The organism is Mesorhizobium sp. BR115XR7A (assembly GCF_020165315.1).
In the GTDB taxonomy this organism is placed as follows: domain Bacteria; phylum Pseudomonadota; class Alphaproteobacteria; order Rhizobiales; family Rhizobiaceae; genus Mesorhizobium; species Mesorhizobium australicum.
Window position 1 is genome coordinate 250,823 of sequence record NZ_JAIUHW010000002.1, and the last position, 17,275, is coordinate 268,097.

A 17,275-nucleotide genomic window follows, 5' to 3' on the forward strand; every position below is an offset into this window, starting at 1 on the left:
GCATTCATGCCTTGCGGCCTTATGTGGCGAAGCTGCGGCCGGAGTGCAATCACGTTCCTGACATCGGCAAAGTCGCCACCAGGGCGCTTGTCAGGCCTTCACCACCGTCTCTCGGAGCAGCCCGAGACGGCCAAAAACATTGCGTGTGTCGACGATCAGAAGGGCGTGATCAGCGACAGCCTTATAGTCGATCGCGTCATGGTCGGTTGCAACGACGACAGCATCGAAATCGTTCACCACCGCCTCGGTCAACTCGAGCGAGCGGCGCCCCCTGAGGGCCATATGCTCCCGTGTGGTCGGGATCTCGGGAACATGCGGATCGTGGAATTCCGCCTTGCCGCCCCATTCCTCGATAAGTTCGATGAGCCGCAATGAGGGGCTTTCGCGGATGTCGGGCACATTCTTCTTGTAGGCGAGCCCGATGATGAGAATGCGCGAGCGGCTGAGCGCCTTGCCGCAGCGCCGGTCCAGTGCTTTGGCCAGTTCATCGACCACGTGACGCGGCATAGCAGTGTTGATCTCTGCCGCCAGCTCGATGAAGCGGGTCGGCAGTTCGTATTCGCGCGCCTTCCACGTCAGGTAGAAGGGATCGATTGGAACACAGTGCCCGCCCAATCCGGGGCCTGGATAAAAAGGCATGTAGCCGAAGGGCTTGCTCTTTGCCGCCTCGACCACCTCCCATATGTCGATGCCCATCGCGCCGAGCACGACCTTCAATTCGTTGACGAGGGCTATGTTGACTGACCGGAAGATGTTTTCCGTCAGCTTGACTGCCTCGGCGGTTGCCGTGCTGGAAACCGGAACGACGGTTTTGACGACCCCTTGGTAGAAAGCCTGCACGAGCGTCGCCGCTTCAATGCCGTCACCTGCCACGACCTTGGGAATCGTCGCGACTTCAAAGTTGCGGTTGCCGGGATCCTCGCGTTCGGGCGAGAAGCCGAGGAAGAAGTCTATCTTCGACTGCAAGCCGGTTTCTTCCAGTATGGGCTTGATCACATCGTCGGTGGTGCCGGGATAGGTGGTAGATTCCAGCACGACGAGGTGGCCGAGACGCAGATGCTTTGCGATGATGCCAGTCGTGTTCCTGATAAAGGAGAGGTCCGGCTCACGGTTTTTTGTCAGCGGTGTCGGAACGCAGATGATGATGATGTCGCAGGTCGACAGTTCGGCAAAATCCGCCGTGGCGCGGAACCGTCCACTCGCCACGTGGCCGGCAAGGGCTGTCGACGTCACCGCCTCAATGTAGGATTGGCCGTTGTTCAGGCTCTCGACCTTCTGGGCTTCAATGTCGAAGCCGAAAACCGGGAAGCCGGCGCGTGCGACCGCAATCGCGAGCGGCAACCCGACATAGCCCAATCCGATCACGCCGACATGCGCGGTGTGCGCCGAGATACGGTTCAGCAGACGGTCATATGCCGAAGATCGTGAAGCGTCCAAATCTGCTTTCCCGTTAGTTGACAGGATGGCCGGAGCCAGGCGCGGCTTACCAGTCCCACAGAGCCACGGCCGAGGCATATTGCGGAAAGTGGATTCTCGCAAGCCGTCATCCGACCGGCAACTTTGCCTTCAGGTCTGCAGCAGCCATGGCATAGCCGCCAGCCGCACCGTCTATGAAATGAACATGATCGCGGTGCAGCGGCGAGGCGACGAGGCATGTCATCAAGGCCGATTTCTGGCGGTGCAGGCCATAATTGCAGATGCCGGCCTCTTCCGCCTGTTTCAGCCGGTTCTCTATCCGTTGCAACACATCAGCGTCAACGTCGATGGTCATCTTCAAGCCGTCATCGAATTTCCGGAAATCCGAATTGCTGGCCACGTCGCGTTTGTAGATCTTCGGATCGAAACCGCCGATGGTCCAGCCATACCTATCGGTGACGGCCGTAAGAGCCATCAGGAACACTATCCACAGCTTCGACAGCCAGCGCCGTCCCACCGGCGCCGTGGCTCGCGCCTCGATATCGAGGCCGGCGGGCAGCAAGCTGTAACTCGGCCCATTCACCGGCACCGGGTGGCCATCGCGTTCCTGTCTGCTGGCAATGGCGATGATGTCGGACGCCAGAAACTGAAAACCGCGCAGATCGCGCGACGACCCCGGAGTGGCTATGATCGAGACGATTTCGCCATGACGGGTTCCGATCGGGTTCCAGCGGCAAGACAGGCCGGTCAGGTCCGGCCGTGCGCCAGCCGGAGCAGGATCGATGCGGTAGCGCCCCGCTTTCATCTCGGCTTCCGCCCAACTGCCGCCACCGCCGGCGAACATGGTATAGAAAACCGCATCTGATGCTTGGAACCTTGCCACGCGAACGTCGAGGCCTTGCGCTCGAATATCCTTTATCGGCACGATTGCGGCACGCAGGCCTAGGTCCAGTTCGTCCGCCACCCATCTCTGGACAGCCGCCAGCGCCTTGCGGGTGGGCTCTATCGCAGAGCCGGGAAAGGCGACGAGCGCCCCATCGCCGCCGAAGACAAAGGGAAGGTCTTGCCGACCCAGCGCGTTGAGGAGGGCCGAAATGACACTGGCGCCGGCCATATTGACCGTTTTATAGCGTCCCGTCTCGATCGCCTTGGTCGAGCCGACAATGTCGGCGGTGGCCAGCGCCCAACCATCGGGGAGGGGCCGATAGTTGTCGATGTCGGCAACGCTTTCGAATTTTGCGAAGACCGGCAAAGAAGCGACAAACGGGTCCGAGGCGGCAGCTGTTTCCATAAGTATCAGATAGCACATTCCACTGCTTGGAGGTGCAGTCGATGGTGCTTGGAATTTGACTTGCGCATGCTTTCCGATGATAGGGTCGCGCAATGCGAATTGCCTTCTACGCGCCGCTGAAGTCACCCAATCATTCCGTTGCCTCCGGCGACCGCCAGATGGCACGCACGCTGGTCAAGGCGCTGGAGCATGGAGGACACAGCGTCGAACTGGCATCCGAATTGCGCTTCTATCTACGCGAACCGGAGCCGGAACGTTTCGATGCGCTCAAGATAGAGGCCAAAGAGGAAGCCGCGCGGCTGACGCGGGTTTGGGATCGTGATGGCAAGCCCGATCTATGGTTCTGCTATCATCCTTATTACAAGGCGCCCGACCTGATCGGGCCCGGGCTGGCGTCGACCTTTGCTGTCCCATATGTGACAGCGGAAGCTTCCTATTCGAGGCGCCGCAATGCCGGTTTGTGGGCTGATACACAAGCGCTGGTCGTCCAAGCGGTCCAACAGGCGGCGCTGAACATCTGCTTCACGCAAAGAGATCGTCAGGGACTGGCAGATGCGATACCTGAGGTCGCGGTTGATATGCTGTCACCCTTCATCGACACATCGGTCTTCCATGAACTGCCGGCACGAGGTTGCCCGACGCGCCTCGTTGCTGTTGCCATGATGCGCCAGGGCGACAAAGTCGAAAGCTATCGCATGCTGGCGCAAGCGCTGGGTCAGATTGGCCATTTGCCCTGGACGATGTCGGTCGTCGGCGACGGGCCTGCCCGTGACGAGGTCAAGGCGCAATTCGCCGGCTTCGCCCCCGAGCGTATCGAATGGCTCGGCGCGATCGATCCAGCCGCCGTGCCGGATGTCCTCTATGGGGGAGGAATTTACGTCTGGCCGGGTTACGGGGAGGCCTATGGCGTTGCCTATCTTGAAGCACAAGCCGCCGGTCTTCCGGTGGTGGCTCAGGACATCGCCGGCGTGCCGGAAGTCGTGCGAGACGGCCAGACCGGGTTTCTCACCCCGCCGCGAGATGTGGCCGCCTTCGCTTCTGCCATTGAAAGGCTTCTGGCCCGTAAAGACGAGAGAACCATCATGGCTGCAGAAGCCAGACGTTTCATCCTTGAAGAACGTTCCCTCGGCATTGCAGCGGCGCGCCTGGTCGAACTTCTTTCGAAGGTCTCGGTTTCATGACATCCTGCGATCGAGTCTGGCAGCCCTTGGTGGAAGAATTGGCGGGCCGGCAACGGGCCGGTCGCAAGGCAGAGTTCTGGCTGCGCGACGATGATGCCGTGGATCCGACGCCGGCGCTTGATCGGCTGCTCGACCTCACGGGTGAGTTCACCGTTCCGGTCACTCTGGCCGTCATTCCGGCCCTCACGGATGAGAAGCTTGCTGCCCGGCTAGACGAGGCGCCGCATGCCACAGTGGCCATGCATGGCTGGGTGCATCGAAATCATGCTCCCGAGGGTCACAAAAAGCAGGAGCTCGGCGCCCATCGGCCAGGGGAGGCCGTTCTTGAAGAACTGGCTGGCGGGCTGTCGCACCTAACGGGCCTGCACGGCGCGCGAACCGTCCCGATGCTCGTGCCCCCCTGGAACAGGATCGACGCCGGCCTGGTATCCGACCTTGGATCGATAGGATTTGCGGCATTGTCGGTCTTCGGGCCCCCGGACCCGGCTTCACTGGCGGTCATCAACTGCAATGTCGACATCATGGATTGGCATGGCACGCGCGGCTGCCGCGACCACGGTCTATTGATCCAGGCAATCGTCGCGCGCTTGCAGGATGCATTCGACGACGAACCGGTCGGCCTGCTCACTCATCATCTCGTACACGATGAATCGGCCTGGCTTTTCCTTGAACGGCTGTTCACGGTCACTGCACAGATTGACTCCTGCGTATGGCTTCCAATCAGGACATTGATCGGGCGCTGCGCAGGTAAGGGAAGATAGCTCGCTCACCGCTTTTTGGGCAAGGAGACTGGAAATTCGAGGGTCTGCCCATCCCGCGCCGCAAATGCGCCGGTAAACCTGTCTTTGGCCAGTTTCTCGATCTCATCCAGTTCCTCGTCGGTGCGTGTCGCATCGTGATGAAACAGCGCAAGCCCTCGCGCACCGGCGGCGCCACAGAGTTTGATCCCCTGTTGCCATGTCGAGTGCCCGTTACCGCGGCGGCGTTCCATTTCCTCATCGGTGTAGGTGCAATCGTAGATGACGAGGTCGGCATCTTGGATCAGGCCGAGCACTGCGGGATCGAGTTTGTCGGGCTCGTGCTCAGTGTCGGTGATCACCGACACCACACGGCCACCCCATTCGACCCGGTAGCCGATGCAGCCGCCTGGGTGAACAAGACTGCCCGTCCGGACCACCACCCCTTCGCGGGGCCGAAGCACGTCTCCGGGCACGAAGTCGCGGCAGTCGAGGCTTGCCTTGCAGGCCTCCAGCTTCACCGGAAACCAAGGCGGCCGGATGAATGCATCGACCATCTGCCGGGTCGTCATGCGCCCGGCAAGGTGCCCGGACCAAAGCGTAACCGTGACGCTCCGGTCGTAGATCGGCGCAAAGAATGGCAGCCCGATAATGTGATCGTAGTGGCAATGCGTGAAAAGTAGGTCGAAATCGGTCACGCCCAACGTCCGAAGCGCCCCGCCGGCAGGCCGCAGGCCAGAGCCCGCGTCGAACAGAAGCGTATGCTTACCACAGCGCATTTCAATGCAGCTTGTGTTGCCGCCATAGCGAGAGAATTCTGGCCCCGATACCGGGATGCTGCCGCGCACTCCCCAAAACCTGACCAGGAAAACGTCGTCGTCCATGGTAGCCCCTTCGCAGTCCCGTCGCTCATCGTAGCCAAACAACTGCCGCTAGCACCAGGAAAAGTGTGAACCGTTTTCCGTATGCCGATGTCCTCCAGTGACCTTCTCAGCCAAAGGCTTGCGCTATAATGACGGGGAGCGTCGACCGCATCTCATTGGCTATTTGGCACTTCGTGCATCGATCAGATCGGCGGTGGTGTGGCTTAGGCGATCGGCAAGAACCCGCAATATCTCGATGGTCATTTCCGGGGACTCCTTCATGAGTCTCAGGAAATGATCCTTGCGGATTCTCAAGGCTTCCAGCTGACTTGCCGCTCTGACGGTGGCTGTGCGCGAGCTGTTGCACAGTATGGCGATCTCGCCAACAATCGAATTTGGCGCCATTTCGGCTACTTTTAACGGCCCTCTGTCGGAATCGACCAGAATATCTGCCTTGCCTGAAAGGATGACATAGGCGGCATCTCCCTCGTCGCCCTGCCGGAAAAGGATCTGGCCCGCGCCGTAGCTCACGCGATCGGAGGTGAACGCAAGCAGTTTGAGCTTTGTCAACTCAATGCCAGAAAACAAGGGAACGCGTTGCAGCATTCCAACTTCATCCTTGAGCAGCATTGTCGCAAACCTCAAAATTCGCGTTTGCCAGATTAGAGCAACGCGCGCCCAGATGGAATTGGTTCCGTATCCGGGACGTCGCTCTACGACACCAGTTCCTTGAAGACGCCGTCGCCTGCCAAAAGTGTCTCGTGTGTTCCGTCTTCCACCAATTCACCCGAGTCGAACACGATGACGCGATCGAACATCATCGCCATGGACGGATTCGTCACCACCCAGACAATTGCCGGCGAATGGTCGTCGCGTCTGGCTTCCTCGAGAACGTTCCGCAACACCTTATCTTGCATGCGTTGATCGAGCGCCGACAGCGGCCGGTTGAGAATGAGAAAATCGGGACGCTTGAGCAGCGCTCGGGCAACGTCGAGCTTCTGTCGCTGTCCACCGGTCAGCCGCCTGCCGCCGGCGCCGACGTTGAAATCCAGGCCGACATTGAGAAGCTCGCCATAAAGCCCCAGCTCGTCAAGAAGGTCATAGAGGATGGAGCGTATGCGGTCCGGCGCGTCGGGGTGATTGTTGCCCAGACGCCCGAACAGCACATTATCCATGACAGTAGCGGCGGCAATGTATTTGCCCGGATCGTACCGTTCGATCGCGTCATGCAGCTCGGTCGGCAGGTTTTCATAGAACCGGTTGCGGGCAGTGACGATCTTGCTCATCAGCTCATCGCTCAAAAGGCCGAAGCGGTGCCGGGGCTCGATATAGGCAAAGCTCAAGCTAACGATCATGGCGCGGTCGGTCTCCGAAACCGCCTCGTAGGGACGGTTCTTGAGCCGTTGCAGCAAGGTTTCGTAGGCCGGTATCTCCTCGGCGCTCATGAAGGCGAGCTGCTGGAAAAACTGGTGATCGGCTGGCAGGTCGGCAAACAGCTCGATCGCCTGTTCGGCGATCTCCATGCCCATTTCGTAGAGCGTGCGGTCGAGACCGGCTTCATTGAGCACAGAAGCAAAATAGGGGTTGGCAGCCAGCGCCCTATCCGCCAGTTCAGGGCCGGCCGCAGCGCCGAAGAGCAGGTTCTGGCCGATTGTCGCTTCCTTGTTGTAGGCGCCCGGTTCGAAAGGAACCACCAGTCCGCTCAGCCCTTCCTGTTCAAGCCGGGTTCGCAACGCCGCACGCAGTTCGACGATGCGCTTGGCAAGTTCCGTGTGACGCTTGAGGTCGGCCGAAGAGCGCAAGCCAAGGTCCAGAATGTCGCGCGACAGAACAACCGCGTCGAGCACCCGGCGCACGGCTTCAAAGAGGTCGTGCGGGCCGGTGGCGCCGGCGGAAGCATAGTTGATCCAGTCGCTACGGATATCAAGATCCGGATTGCCAGACCGGCGCGCCTCTTCGATGTTCCAGCGGTGTTGGTCTGCCGCTGCACCGTCGTAAGTCACCGGTGTCAGCGGCGCATGTTTCAACCCGTAGAGCAAGTTATCGCGGAGGCTTGCCTGGAACAGGAAAACATCCGACGAGGCATACGACATGCGCCGTCCGGTCACCGCTTCGGGGAGTTCAAGCAGGTCGTCGGTGCCCGAAACGATCCTTCCGCTGTCGGGCCAGTTCAGCCGCGCAAAGGCTTCTGCAAGCGCTTCGGCTCCGCCTGTTGCAGTGCTGACCAGCGCCACCGTCTCACCCGGCTTGACCTGGAGGGAGACACGGTTGAGAAGGATCGCACCGCCATCGTCTGCTATGGACAGACCGATTGCCGACAGGGGGGCGGTCATCGGATCGGGATCGTCGATCGCCAACGCCCCGATTGTAGGCGCAATGAGACCCTCCACAGTGAACTGTTCAACCACCTGCTGATATTTGACCTGGACATCCTGCCGATCCTGATCCCAGTCGATCAGTTCCTTCATCGGTCCGGGCAGGTCCTTGTAGGCGCCGATCACGGCCACGAGCTGGCCGACGTCCAGCCGACCCTCAATGGCTAGGTAACCGCCGATCATGTAGAACAGAAAGGGCGTGAGCTGCGCGAGAAAATTGTTGAGGAACTTTACCATGAATTTCCATTGGTAAAGATCGAAGCGGATCTTGAATATGAGCCCGAGCCGGGCAGCTATGTCGGCGCGCTCGTAGTTTGATGTATCGTGGACGTGAACCGCGCCGATACCGTCGACAATTTCGCCAACCCGGCCCGAAAGTGCACGCGCCGTCAATTGCCGTTGGCGCCCGAGCACGAGCAGCCGCCGCCGCATTCGCGGGATGAGCACGATCTGGATCGTCACGATCACGACCGCTATCAGTCCGAGCCAGACGTTCTGGACCATGATGAAGAGCATGGCGGTCAGCGCCTGACCGCCGAGCAGTACCGGCTGCAGAAAGGCGTCGCCGATAAAGCCGCCCAGCGGCTCCACCTCGTCCTTCACCATGGTCGCCACTTCGGCCGATTTCACCCGCTTGAAATAAATCGGCGGAAACCGCAGCACACGATCGACCAGATCGAAACGGATACGCCGCAGCATGCGTTCGCCCAGACGGCCCTTGTAGGTGTTGATGTAGAGTTTAAATAGGCCGTTGATGACGACCAGCAGGAGGAACACAAGGCTCAGGGCAAACAGCGTCGCCTTGCGGCCGAGCTGAAAACCGGAGAAGAACAGGACCTCGCCAATGAACGGCAGGCTATAATGCAGCCTCATGAATGGCTGGGTCGCGCCCACTTGGTCGAAGCCTTTACCTTGAATCGGGCCGTTGACGATCAGCTTCGGCAGGTCGAAGGACATGAAATAAGGGACCATCGAAAGCACGACGATCATCAATATCCAAAGCTGCTGCTTTTTCGTGTGGGTCCAGATATAGCGGGCTAGGCTGGGTTCCATATGCGACCGTGGACCCTTTAGTTGGAAGGATGCGGGACGAAGAAGCGGCTACCGGCGCATGGCGTATCGGCAATTTCTGCGTCGCCAATGACAAGCTCGAAGATGCAGTGCACGAACGACGCCGATGGTCCCGACAGATGCAGCCGGCTCTCTCCGGCACCGGGCAATGGCGAAGCGGCTAACAGCATAATCAAATCCGCGGATCAAAACGGCCTTGCGGGGGGCAAGATTGCGTTGTGTCGCCCGAAATCCCACCATACAAGACGAATATGATGGATGTCACGCAACCACGCAATGCCGGCATGGACTGGCGCGAGCAAGCCTTGGACCTCACGCGCGGAATTGGGGCCTATGTCGACCGACCTCTCGTGGCAGGGCTGGCGCGCGTCATCGCCCAGCATCCGAACGCCGATATGGGCAACGCGTTCAACCACAAACAGGTCGCCTGCAAGATGTGGGCGCTCGATCGGCTGTTCGACAGCTGCGGCGGGCGCTTCGGGCGCATATGGGTTCTGGGTGGTTGGTATGGCGTGTTGTCGGCGATGCTTTTCAACGATGTCCGCTTCGACATTGCGGCGGTCGACAGCATTGACATCGATCCCGAAGTCGCGCCCGTCGCCCTGACGCTAAACCGGGACGCCGGCGACCGGTTCCGGGCCATGACGGCAGATATGTACGCACTCGACTATGCGGCCGGGCGTCCCGACCTGACCGTCAATACGAGCTGCGAACACATAGCCGATCTGCGCGCCTGGCTTGCGCTGCTTCCGCAGGGCACGAATGTTCTGCTGCAATCGAATGATTATTTCAGCGAGCCGACGCACGTCAACTGCGTGGCTTCGCTGGCAGCCTTCGAAGCAATGGCGGCACTGCGGGAGGTGCGCTTCTCCGGCGAGCTGCCGACCAAAAATTATACGCGCTTCATGCTGATTGGAACTGTCTAGCTTTTCGCCCAAAATTGCGTAGCGGTTTGGGGCATTAATACACGTCCTTGAAGCGCCTTGCACGAAGCTCACCAGAAGCGACACGCGTTAGAGCAAATTCCAGGAACATGTGAACGGCTCGCCGTTCGGACTTGCGGCAGAACAAGGAGGTAGAGCGGTTCAGAGGTTTCCGCGAAACGATGAACCGCGTTAGGATCCATCGTCTGTAGATCATGAGCTTTTCTTGAAATCAGCCCCTCTGTTTAGGGACCATGTTCGATGCCGGTCGCGCAGGATTTGCGCCGAGTGACGGGCGCCGTCCAGATTGAGGCGATGCGCGGATGGTCCAGGTGCCACAAGCGCAGCTTCGATCGCTTTCGCCAAACCTTCAGGCGTTAGGTCCCTTTCCATAACAACCGTCGCAAGACCGAGTTCTTCAAGCAGCAGGGCGCGAACCGTTTGTTCTGTTTCACCGCCGGCTGCAAATGGGACGAGCAGGGAGCGACAACCCGCGCGCAGGACATCGCAGACCGTGTTGTAACCCGCCTGCGAGACGGACAGGCGGGCAGCTGTCAGCAGGCTCGCGAAATCCTCGCGGAACCGGAAGATGGACAGGCCCGGCGTGACGTCGTGTGCGATCGCGTCAAACTGGTCTTTCGGCAGGTTTGGGCCGGTGATCAAACACCATTTCCAACCGTTCTTGGCATTCCGCGCCGCTGCGATGGTGGAGCTTACAAGGCTGCTTCCGGCAGCTCCGCCGCCAACTGACACCAGAACGTCGAAGCGCTCGGAGGCCGGGGGCGAGGGCGGCGCGGCAACGAGCCCCGTGTAGGTGACCTCGGCCTTGATCGCCCCGGCCAGTGGAAATGTCTTGTCGACGGTTGCAAAAGCCGGGTCGCCGTGGACCATAACAAGGTCGAAGTGCGTATTGACGAGATCAACCGTTTCCTCATTTCGGCCCGGCTTCACGCGCTCCTGAAGGATGTCACGGATGGACGTCGCCAGCAGCGGTTTGGGCGACGTCGCGTTGATCGCCTCGATCAGCGGCAAGAGTTCGAATCGCATCTGCCGGCGTCCAAATGGAAACGCCTCGACAATCACGACATCAGGCCTGCAATCCCGGAATGCTTGGAGCAGCATCTCTGAACGGCGATTCTTGAAATCATCGTCGACGGGTATGCCCTGCAGATCGACAAGTCCGGAAAATGTTTCATCACCGGAGGTGACAGGTGGCAGGGTTACAGATTTTACCCCCGGTCCCGGAAACCCTGCGACCGGCGCTCCGCCGGTCACGATCGTTACGTCAAACCCGTCATCGACCAGAGCCGCCGCGACGCGGCTGGTGCGAGCGAGATGTCCGATACCGAGCAGGTGCTGGACATAGAGGAAGGCACGGAGCTGCTTCAATCGATGGCCCGCCACTCGCGCTCGAACAATTCCTTGAGTTGTCCAATGCTCGCCGTATGATCGAAATTGCCGCGCACGTGCCGCTCTGCGGCGTCGCCTAGGCGGGCGCGCAGGACGGGATCCCGGATCAGGCGCTCCAGCGCCTGTGCCAGGGCGATTGGGCTGTTTGTCGGTACCAGCAGCCCGGTTTCATCGGGCGATATAAGCTCCGGCACACCAGAAACATCGGTGGACACGCATGCGAGCCGCTGGCTAGCTGCCTCGACAAGAACATTTGGCAAGCCGTCCCGGTCCCCATTCGTGGTGATCCTGCAGGCCAGGGCGAAGATGTCGGCGCAGCGGTAGTGCTCAAGCACCTGCTCCTGCGCAAGCGCCCCTTTCCAGGCGACGCGATCATCCAGGCCGAGTTTTTGCGCCAGCGCCTTGAGCCGTTCCAGTTCTTCGCCGTCGCCGATATGCTCGAAACGCCAGGCCAAATCGCCAGGCAAGAGGGCAAGGGCCTCCAGCAAGGTATCGTAACCTTTCTTCTCGACGGCCCGTCCGACACTCAGAACGACAACCGCTCCGCCGCGCTCCGAGCCGTCATACTGTTGTCGCGCGTCGCCAAAACTTCCGAAGCGATCAAGGTCGAGCCCATGATAGCTCAGATGCACAGACGAGTTGCCTTTGGCGAGTTTTTTCAGACGATCGAAGCCGGTTTTCGTGCAGGTGACTGTCCAGCGGGCCGAGGAAAGTTTGCCAGCCAAATCCCAGTCCGCCGAAGTCCAGATGTCCTTGGCATGGGCTGAGCAGCTCCAGGGCAGGCTACGAAGCTGGCTGGCGTAGCGCGTCACCGATGCCGGCGTGTGCACGAAATGCGCATGCAACCATCCCGCTTCTTCCGGCCATTCGGCCGCCAGCACGAGCGCTTGCCCGAAGCGGCGTGCGCGATTGCGCGTAAAGTCGCGGGAGATATCGGCTACCAGCGAACCGAGCGCGCGCCAGAAGCTCGGCCGCGGCAAATAGGCACAAAGCGAGCGAAGCACGCGTAGCGGCTCATCATGCAGATATTCCGGCAGGTAGTGGACCGGCGCTTTGATCTCGTCATGGACGGGGTGCCGTTTTGCGTCGGTGGGCCGCCTGAGTGCGACGAGTATCAAATCGAACCCCGCGCGTTCCAGACCGAGCAGTTCCTGTGCGATAAAAGTTTCCGACAGCCGCGGATAGCCCTTCAGGACCACGACGATCTTGCGACGTTGCAAGTCAGTTGGTTCCTTCAACGACCGAAAGGTGATGGCCGGCCCGCCGGTCGAGCAATTCCGCGACAATCTCGGAAATGTGAGGCAGCCCTTCTAGCGTCAGATGCGGATTACTCTGTGAGGGGCGGGGCCGATCCGGCAGCGCCACGAGTGCATCGGCGAATCGCTGGGAGTCCTTGGCTTCGTGCGGCAAAAGCAGCTCGATGAGGCCGAGTTCGGCTGCGCGCCGAGCGCGAATTAGTTGTTCCTGACGTGGCTCGATGCGCGGCACGATTAGCGCCGGCTTGTCGAAAGACAATATCTCGCAATAGGTGTTGTAACCACCCATAGCCACCACCGCCTTGGCGCCGGCAATCAGGTCTTCCATGCGGTTGTCGAACTCGATCATCTTGATGTAGGGGATCTTGGCCCCCTTTTTGAGCAGCTTGTTGCGCTTGCGGGCCGGCATGTAAGGCCCAAGCACGATCAGCGCCCTGTGCTGCAGTTGCGGATCCTGCTGATAGACATCGATGACGTCGTGAATCAATTCGGCACCGTCGCCGCCGCCGCCGGTGGTGACCAGGATATAATCGCCCTCGGGCCGGTGGCCGGGCAACTCGTTCCGCTGCAAGCTTCGTTGCAGGAAACCGACGAAACTCATCTTTGCCCTGACAGCCGGCGGCACATCCAGGCCGGTCAGCGGATCGTAGAAATCCGGCGGCCCGTAGACCCAGACCTTGTCGTAGAACAGGCCAATCTTGCGCATCACATCCCTGCGCGCCCACTCTGCCTCGAGCAGGTGCGGCGCATCCATCACCTCGCGCAGGCCAAGCACCAGCGTGGTGCCACGCGTCTTGAGGTAGGACAGAGTATCCTCAATCTCACCGCGCAGGCCGAGCGGTTCCTTGTCGACAATGAAGATATCCGGCCGGAAGGTCTCAGCTGTGTGGCGGATGATCGACTGGCGCATCCTCAGCGTCTCATGCAGATCAATATCCTTTTCCAGCGAGGTGTATTCGCCGTTGCGCAACTTGATGACGCTGGGGATCTTCACGAAGTCGACACGGGCTCTGTAGTCGAAGGCGCCAGCGATAGTCGCACCCGAAATGATAAGCACCTGAAGTCCGCGGAAATCCTCCACCAGCGAATGCGCGATGGTCCGGCAGCGCTGCAAGTGGCCAAGCCCGAACGTGTCGTGGCTGTACATGAGAATTCGAGCGTTTTCTGTGTGCTGGGTCATTGTTGAAAGTCTCTTAGAATTCTCGACTTGAGGGACCGTGAGCGACGCGCCGCTTCGAAACCATCGTGGCTGTGAAAAATGAGGTCGCCATTCTCAAATGTATCGCTTCTGTGGAACGCCTGTCAGACAGGCCTCCCGATTGTCTGACTTCGAAACTTGCCGGGTAGGGAATGTCGCCTTGCGGGAGCGGGCCGAGACTCCCTGTTGAAGTTTGAGGAGGGATCGAAGGGGGCGTGGTATCCAAAAGATCGGCAGAAATCATCCCTCTTGATTCCAATAAGTTTCGGTGTCTCCAAACTCGATTGGATCGGAACGGTGAAGGCGAATTCCGCAATCCTGCCCGTATAGCCGATTGATTGGTCGCCAGGCGTCGCACGGCCGAAATCTGTTGTGGAACTCACTTCGTGCGCCATTGCCCTTGGTCTGGGGGGACCAAAGGTGCTGCCCATCAACCTCTTGAGGGGCGGTCTGATTGTGATTCACCGACCAGAACTGAGTCATCTGCCGCCCAAGCTAGCCGGAATTTCAGCAAGAATCGAGTGGATGCCATCGCTGGCAACACACCGTCCGCAGGTGGGGTGTGCAAGACCTGTGCTTGTCGATCGCCAAGGCCCCCATTTATCTCGCAATGTTCCACCAAGACCAACCCAATTGACCATGCCGCCGAGATGGCTCGCGACCATTTGGTGGCCGTTCATTGGCCACAATGTCCGTTTTTCCCAGATGCGCCAATGCCACCGGAGCGCCTCACCAAGCTTGACCCCAAATCTGCTCGCCCCGGCGTCTACAAGTGCAACGAATGGCCTGCCATTCCCTATCAGGGTCGGAACGGTGTTTGAGCGAGATCGGCCCGCACAAATGGATGCTGGGTTGGCACCTCAATGCCTCTCCCAAGAAAGCCGTGTCCGCGCCCCAGCTACTCGGCGTCATCTATACACGGCATTCGCGACCCGATGTCGGAAAAGGTTAAGCCGTGGCCCGCTTGACGGCGAAGGCAAGATCGTAGAACGAAACCCACATCGGGGCGCGGGGACCGCGATTACCTTTCACCACAGCGCAACGGCCAGCCCGCTTGAAGCGCAAGATGACGCCGAAGGGCGCCGTTGTCGGTCTGGTCGAGCGTGGTAGCAAAGCCCGCGTGTTCGCGTCCAGCACGCCACCAAGGCCGTTGTGCGCGGTATCCTGCTGCGCAATGCCAACCGTAAATCGACGCTCTACACCGACCAATCGCTGCACAGCATGACCGGCGAGAGGGGTTGCTAACCCTGTTTTCTTTGGGTTCCAATACAAACGGCGGTGATTTTCCCGAATCACCGCCGTTGATGCACCCAAGCCACAGGGAAGGACGGGCTAGGCACATGAGAATGCGCAAATTAGACCTGCCGGCGAGTCCGTCAAGACCTCCGTGGCGTTACGCATGAAAATACCCAATGGGTGGAACATTCGAAGTCAAATTTCACTGACCCGATAACGACGACCCAGACCGCCGCGGACGGGCTCCAAACGGTCGCTGCCCCGCCCTCTCCAGCATGCACATCCGGCTCAGACTTCTGCCCTTGGTGTTAGGGGCGCGCTAGGATAGCATATCTGCGGATTGGGGTATGCGATGCCAGAAGTCTCGATACGCCGAGCGGACTTCATGATGGTCCTCGCTTATGCATCGGACCTCGCGACAGGCCATTCCCGCGACTTCGCCCTGAAATCCTGCGTGCTTGCGATGCGGATCGCCGAGCTTGCCGGCCTTTCGGAGCAGATCCGGCGCAATGCGTATCACCAGTCGATGCTGCGCTATGTCGGCTGCAATGCCGACACGGACCTTCTGTCGGCCACCTTCGGCGATGAAATTGCGTTGCGCCAGGATCTCGTCGGTCTCGACATGGGCAACCGCGCGGAACTAGGCAGGGTCTTCGTACAGGCCTTCAAGCGGCTTTACTATGATCTCGACCCCGATGCGCAGGCCAAGGCGATCGAGGCCGCGATGTCGCAGGCTCTCGCCGTGGCCCGCCCGGTACTCACCGCCCATTGCGAGGTTGCGCAGCGGATCGGCGTGCGCCTCGGCCTGTCCGACGAGATCCGGCGCAATCTTGGACAAATCTACGAACGCTGGGATGGCAAGGGCCTACCGCGTGGGCTGAGCGGCGAAGACGTCTTGCCCGCCGTGCGCCTGATTACTTTGGCGCAGGATGCTATTGCGCTCAGCGACGCGGCCGGCATCGACGCGATGGCCGAGACCATCGCCAGTCGTGGCGATGGTGCCTACGAGGCGGAGCTGGCCCGGCTCGTCGCCGCCAACGCCGCCGTGCTGATGGAGGGCATCGGCGCGACGGTCGACCGCGAGACGATCCTGGCGCTGGAGCCCGACCCGCCGGTGACGCTGGACGAGGCGGCTTGCGACGAGGCTTTCCTTGCCGTTGCCGACATGATCGACATGCGCATGCCGTTCACACAAGGTCATTCGCGGATGGTGGCGGAACTGGCCGAGGGTGGAGCACGACGCCTCGGGCTGCCCGAGCCCGATGTCCGCGCACTGCGCTGGTCTGGATGCATCCATGACATCGGCGAACTGGTGGTGCCGGTGGCAACCTGGATGCGGAACGGGCCGCTATCCGTCCGCGAGCGGGACGCCGCACAGTTGCACGCCTATTACGGCGAGCGGGCGCTGGCCTCGTTCGGTCCTCAGGGCGATGCTATTGCTGGGCTCGTGCTTCGCCATCACGAGCGCCTGGACGGCTCGGGCTATCACCGCAAAGTTGGCGGCTCCGACCTCTCTCCGGCGGCGAGGACCCTGGCCGCCGCCGAAGCGTACCAAACTTCGCGGGAGGAGCGCCCACACCGCAAGGCGTTGTCCAGCGAGGCGGCGGCGGCGCAGCTGCGTACCTCTGTTCGAGAGGGCTGTATCTGCCCCGACGCCGCCGAGGCTGTACTGTCCTTCGCCGGACAGCCGTCGCGACGCCCGGCCCCGCGCTCGCTGGCCGGCATGACGCCGCGCGAGATCGAGGTGCTGCGTCTGATCGCCGCCGGCCTGACCGCGAAGGAGGCCGCGCGCAAGCTGCTTATCTCACCCAAGACCGCGGATCACCATATCCAGAGCGTCTATTCCAAGATCGGCGTGGCTACCCTGCGGCCGCGGCGCTCTACGCGGTCGAGCACGGGCTGGTCAGGCCAGGCGAAACGCAGCCATAGGGAATACACCCCATGTGCGCCCCCTGCGGCGCGCGCATCCTAATCCTGTCGACGGACCAATGGTGGCCGCGACCGACAGGAGGAAATTCAATGCTTCTTGCAACGACGAAGGTGGCGGACGTCGACCGCTTCATCCACATCTTTTCCACCAAGGGCGCCGACAAGCGCCGACTGCACGGCTCGAACGGCGCAACCGTGTTCCGCGACCCAAGCGAGGCCGACCGCATCTGGGCCATCTTCGAGGACGCCGAGGGTTGGAAGAATTTCGTGTCGGATCCGGAGGTTCCCGCGATCCTGCAGGAAGCCGGCCATGTCGGCAAGCCGCAGGCGGCACTGCTGCTGGGCCATTACGAGGCCTGACCTTCGCGCTACGCGCCGTCGGCCATGCA

The 17,275-nt window shown here is 60.6% G+C and carries 13 protein-coding genes; 5 read left to right on the forward strand and 8 right to left on the reverse strand.

Translation table 11 applies throughout. From position 1 onward, the window contains the following. Nucleotides 1-90: 90 nt before the first annotated feature. Nucleotides 91-1,437: a nucleotide sugar dehydrogenase gene (locus tag LB557_RS05325; RefSeq protein ID WP_224643680.1), complete on the reverse strand. Its 1,347-nt coding sequence runs from the start codon at nucleotides 1,435-1,437 to the stop codon at nucleotides 91-93. A gap of 106 nt (nucleotides 1,438-1,543) precedes the next feature. Further along, nucleotides 1,544-2,707, reverse strand: a complete 1,164-nt coding sequence (locus LB557_RS05330; protein WP_224643679.1) for a DUF3095 domain-containing protein — start codon at nucleotides 2,705-2,707, stop codon at nucleotides 1,544-1,546. 92 nt (nucleotides 2,708-2,799) lie between these two features. Here LB557_RS05330 and LB557_RS05335 point away from each other — a divergent pair, with 92 nt between their 5' ends. Together LB557_RS05335 and LB557_RS05340 are read left to right on the forward strand one after the other, a co-directional pair. Next, nucleotides 2,800-3,888, forward strand: coding sequence for a glycosyltransferase family 4 protein (locus tag LB557_RS05335; protein ID WP_224643678.1), 1,089 nt, complete (start codon nucleotides 2,800-2,802; stop codon nucleotides 3,886-3,888). Next, entirely contained in the window at nucleotides 3,885-4,649 is a 765-nt protein-coding gene (locus tag LB557_RS05340) for a polysaccharide deacetylase family protein (RefSeq protein ID WP_140619051.1), read from the forward strand. The genes LB557_RS05335 and LB557_RS05340 overlap by 4 nt, the downstream gene beginning before the upstream one ends. A 5-nt stretch (nucleotides 4,650-4,654) precedes the next feature. Here LB557_RS05340 and LB557_RS05345 read toward each other — a convergent pair whose 3' ends face one another. The 3 genes from LB557_RS05345 to LB557_RS05355 all read right to left on the reverse strand — a co-directional run bounded on the left by LB557_RS05345 (nucleotide 4,655) and on the right by LB557_RS05355 (nucleotide 8,916). Continuing rightward, complete coding sequence (locus LB557_RS05345) at nucleotides 4,655-5,509, reverse strand: MBL fold metallo-hydrolase (protein ID WP_224643677.1); 855 nt, start codon at nucleotides 5,507-5,509, stop codon at nucleotides 4,655-4,657. Nucleotides 5,510-5,668: 159 nt separating this feature from the next. Then, on the reverse strand, nucleotides 5,669-6,118 hold the full coding sequence (locus tag LB557_RS05350; protein ID WP_140661343.1) for a cyclic nucleotide-binding domain-containing protein: 450 nt from the start codon (nucleotides 6,116-6,118) through the stop codon (nucleotides 5,669-5,671). A gap of 83 nt (nucleotides 6,119-6,201) precedes the next feature. Then, nucleotides 6,202-8,916, reverse strand: coding sequence for an ABC transporter transmembrane domain-containing protein (locus LB557_RS05355; RefSeq protein WP_224643676.1), 2,715 nt, complete (start codon nucleotides 8,914-8,916; stop codon nucleotides 6,202-6,204). 269 nt (nucleotides 8,917-9,185) lie between these two features. Between LB557_RS05355 and LB557_RS05360 the strand changes: the two genes are divergently transcribed. Continuing rightward, complete coding sequence (locus tag LB557_RS05360; protein WP_411969415.1) at nucleotides 9,186-9,860, forward strand: class I SAM-dependent methyltransferase; 675 nt, start codon at nucleotides 9,186-9,188, stop codon at nucleotides 9,858-9,860. 210 nt (nucleotides 9,861-10,070) lie between these two features. Here LB557_RS05360 and LB557_RS05365 read toward each other — a convergent pair whose 3' ends face one another. From LB557_RS05365 to LB557_RS05375, 3 genes are read right to left on the reverse strand one after another with little or no spacing between them, the layout of a single operon-like run. Beyond that, on the reverse strand, nucleotides 10,071-11,246 hold the full coding sequence (locus LB557_RS05365) for a glycosyltransferase family protein (protein ID WP_224643675.1): 1,176 nt from the start codon (nucleotides 11,244-11,246) through the stop codon (nucleotides 10,071-10,073). Further along, nucleotides 11,243-12,487 (reverse strand): glycosyltransferase family 4 protein, encoded by a 1,245-nt coding sequence (locus LB557_RS05370; RefSeq protein ID WP_224643674.1) that lies wholly within the window; start codon nucleotides 12,485-12,487, stop codon nucleotides 11,243-11,245. The genes LB557_RS05365 and LB557_RS05370 overlap by 4 nt, the downstream gene beginning before the upstream one ends. A gap of 1 nt (nucleotide 12,488) precedes the next feature. Further along, nucleotides 12,489-13,703, reverse strand: coding sequence for a glycosyltransferase family protein (locus LB557_RS05375; protein ID WP_140619064.1), 1,215 nt, complete (start codon nucleotides 13,701-13,703; stop codon nucleotides 12,489-12,491). A gap of 1,717 nt (nucleotides 13,704-15,420) precedes the next feature. Between LB557_RS05375 and LB557_RS05380 the strand changes: the two genes are divergently transcribed. Continuing rightward, entirely contained in the window at nucleotides 15,421-16,929 is a 1,509-nt protein-coding gene (locus tag LB557_RS05380) for an HD domain-containing phosphohydrolase (RefSeq protein WP_224643673.1), read from the forward strand. A gap of 47 nt (nucleotides 16,930-16,976) precedes the next feature. After that, nucleotides 16,977-17,246 (forward strand): hypothetical protein, encoded by a 270-nt coding sequence (locus LB557_RS05385; RefSeq protein WP_224643672.1) that lies wholly within the window; start codon nucleotides 16,977-16,979, stop codon nucleotides 17,244-17,246. The last annotated feature ends 29 nt before the right edge of the window (nucleotides 17,247-17,275 follow it).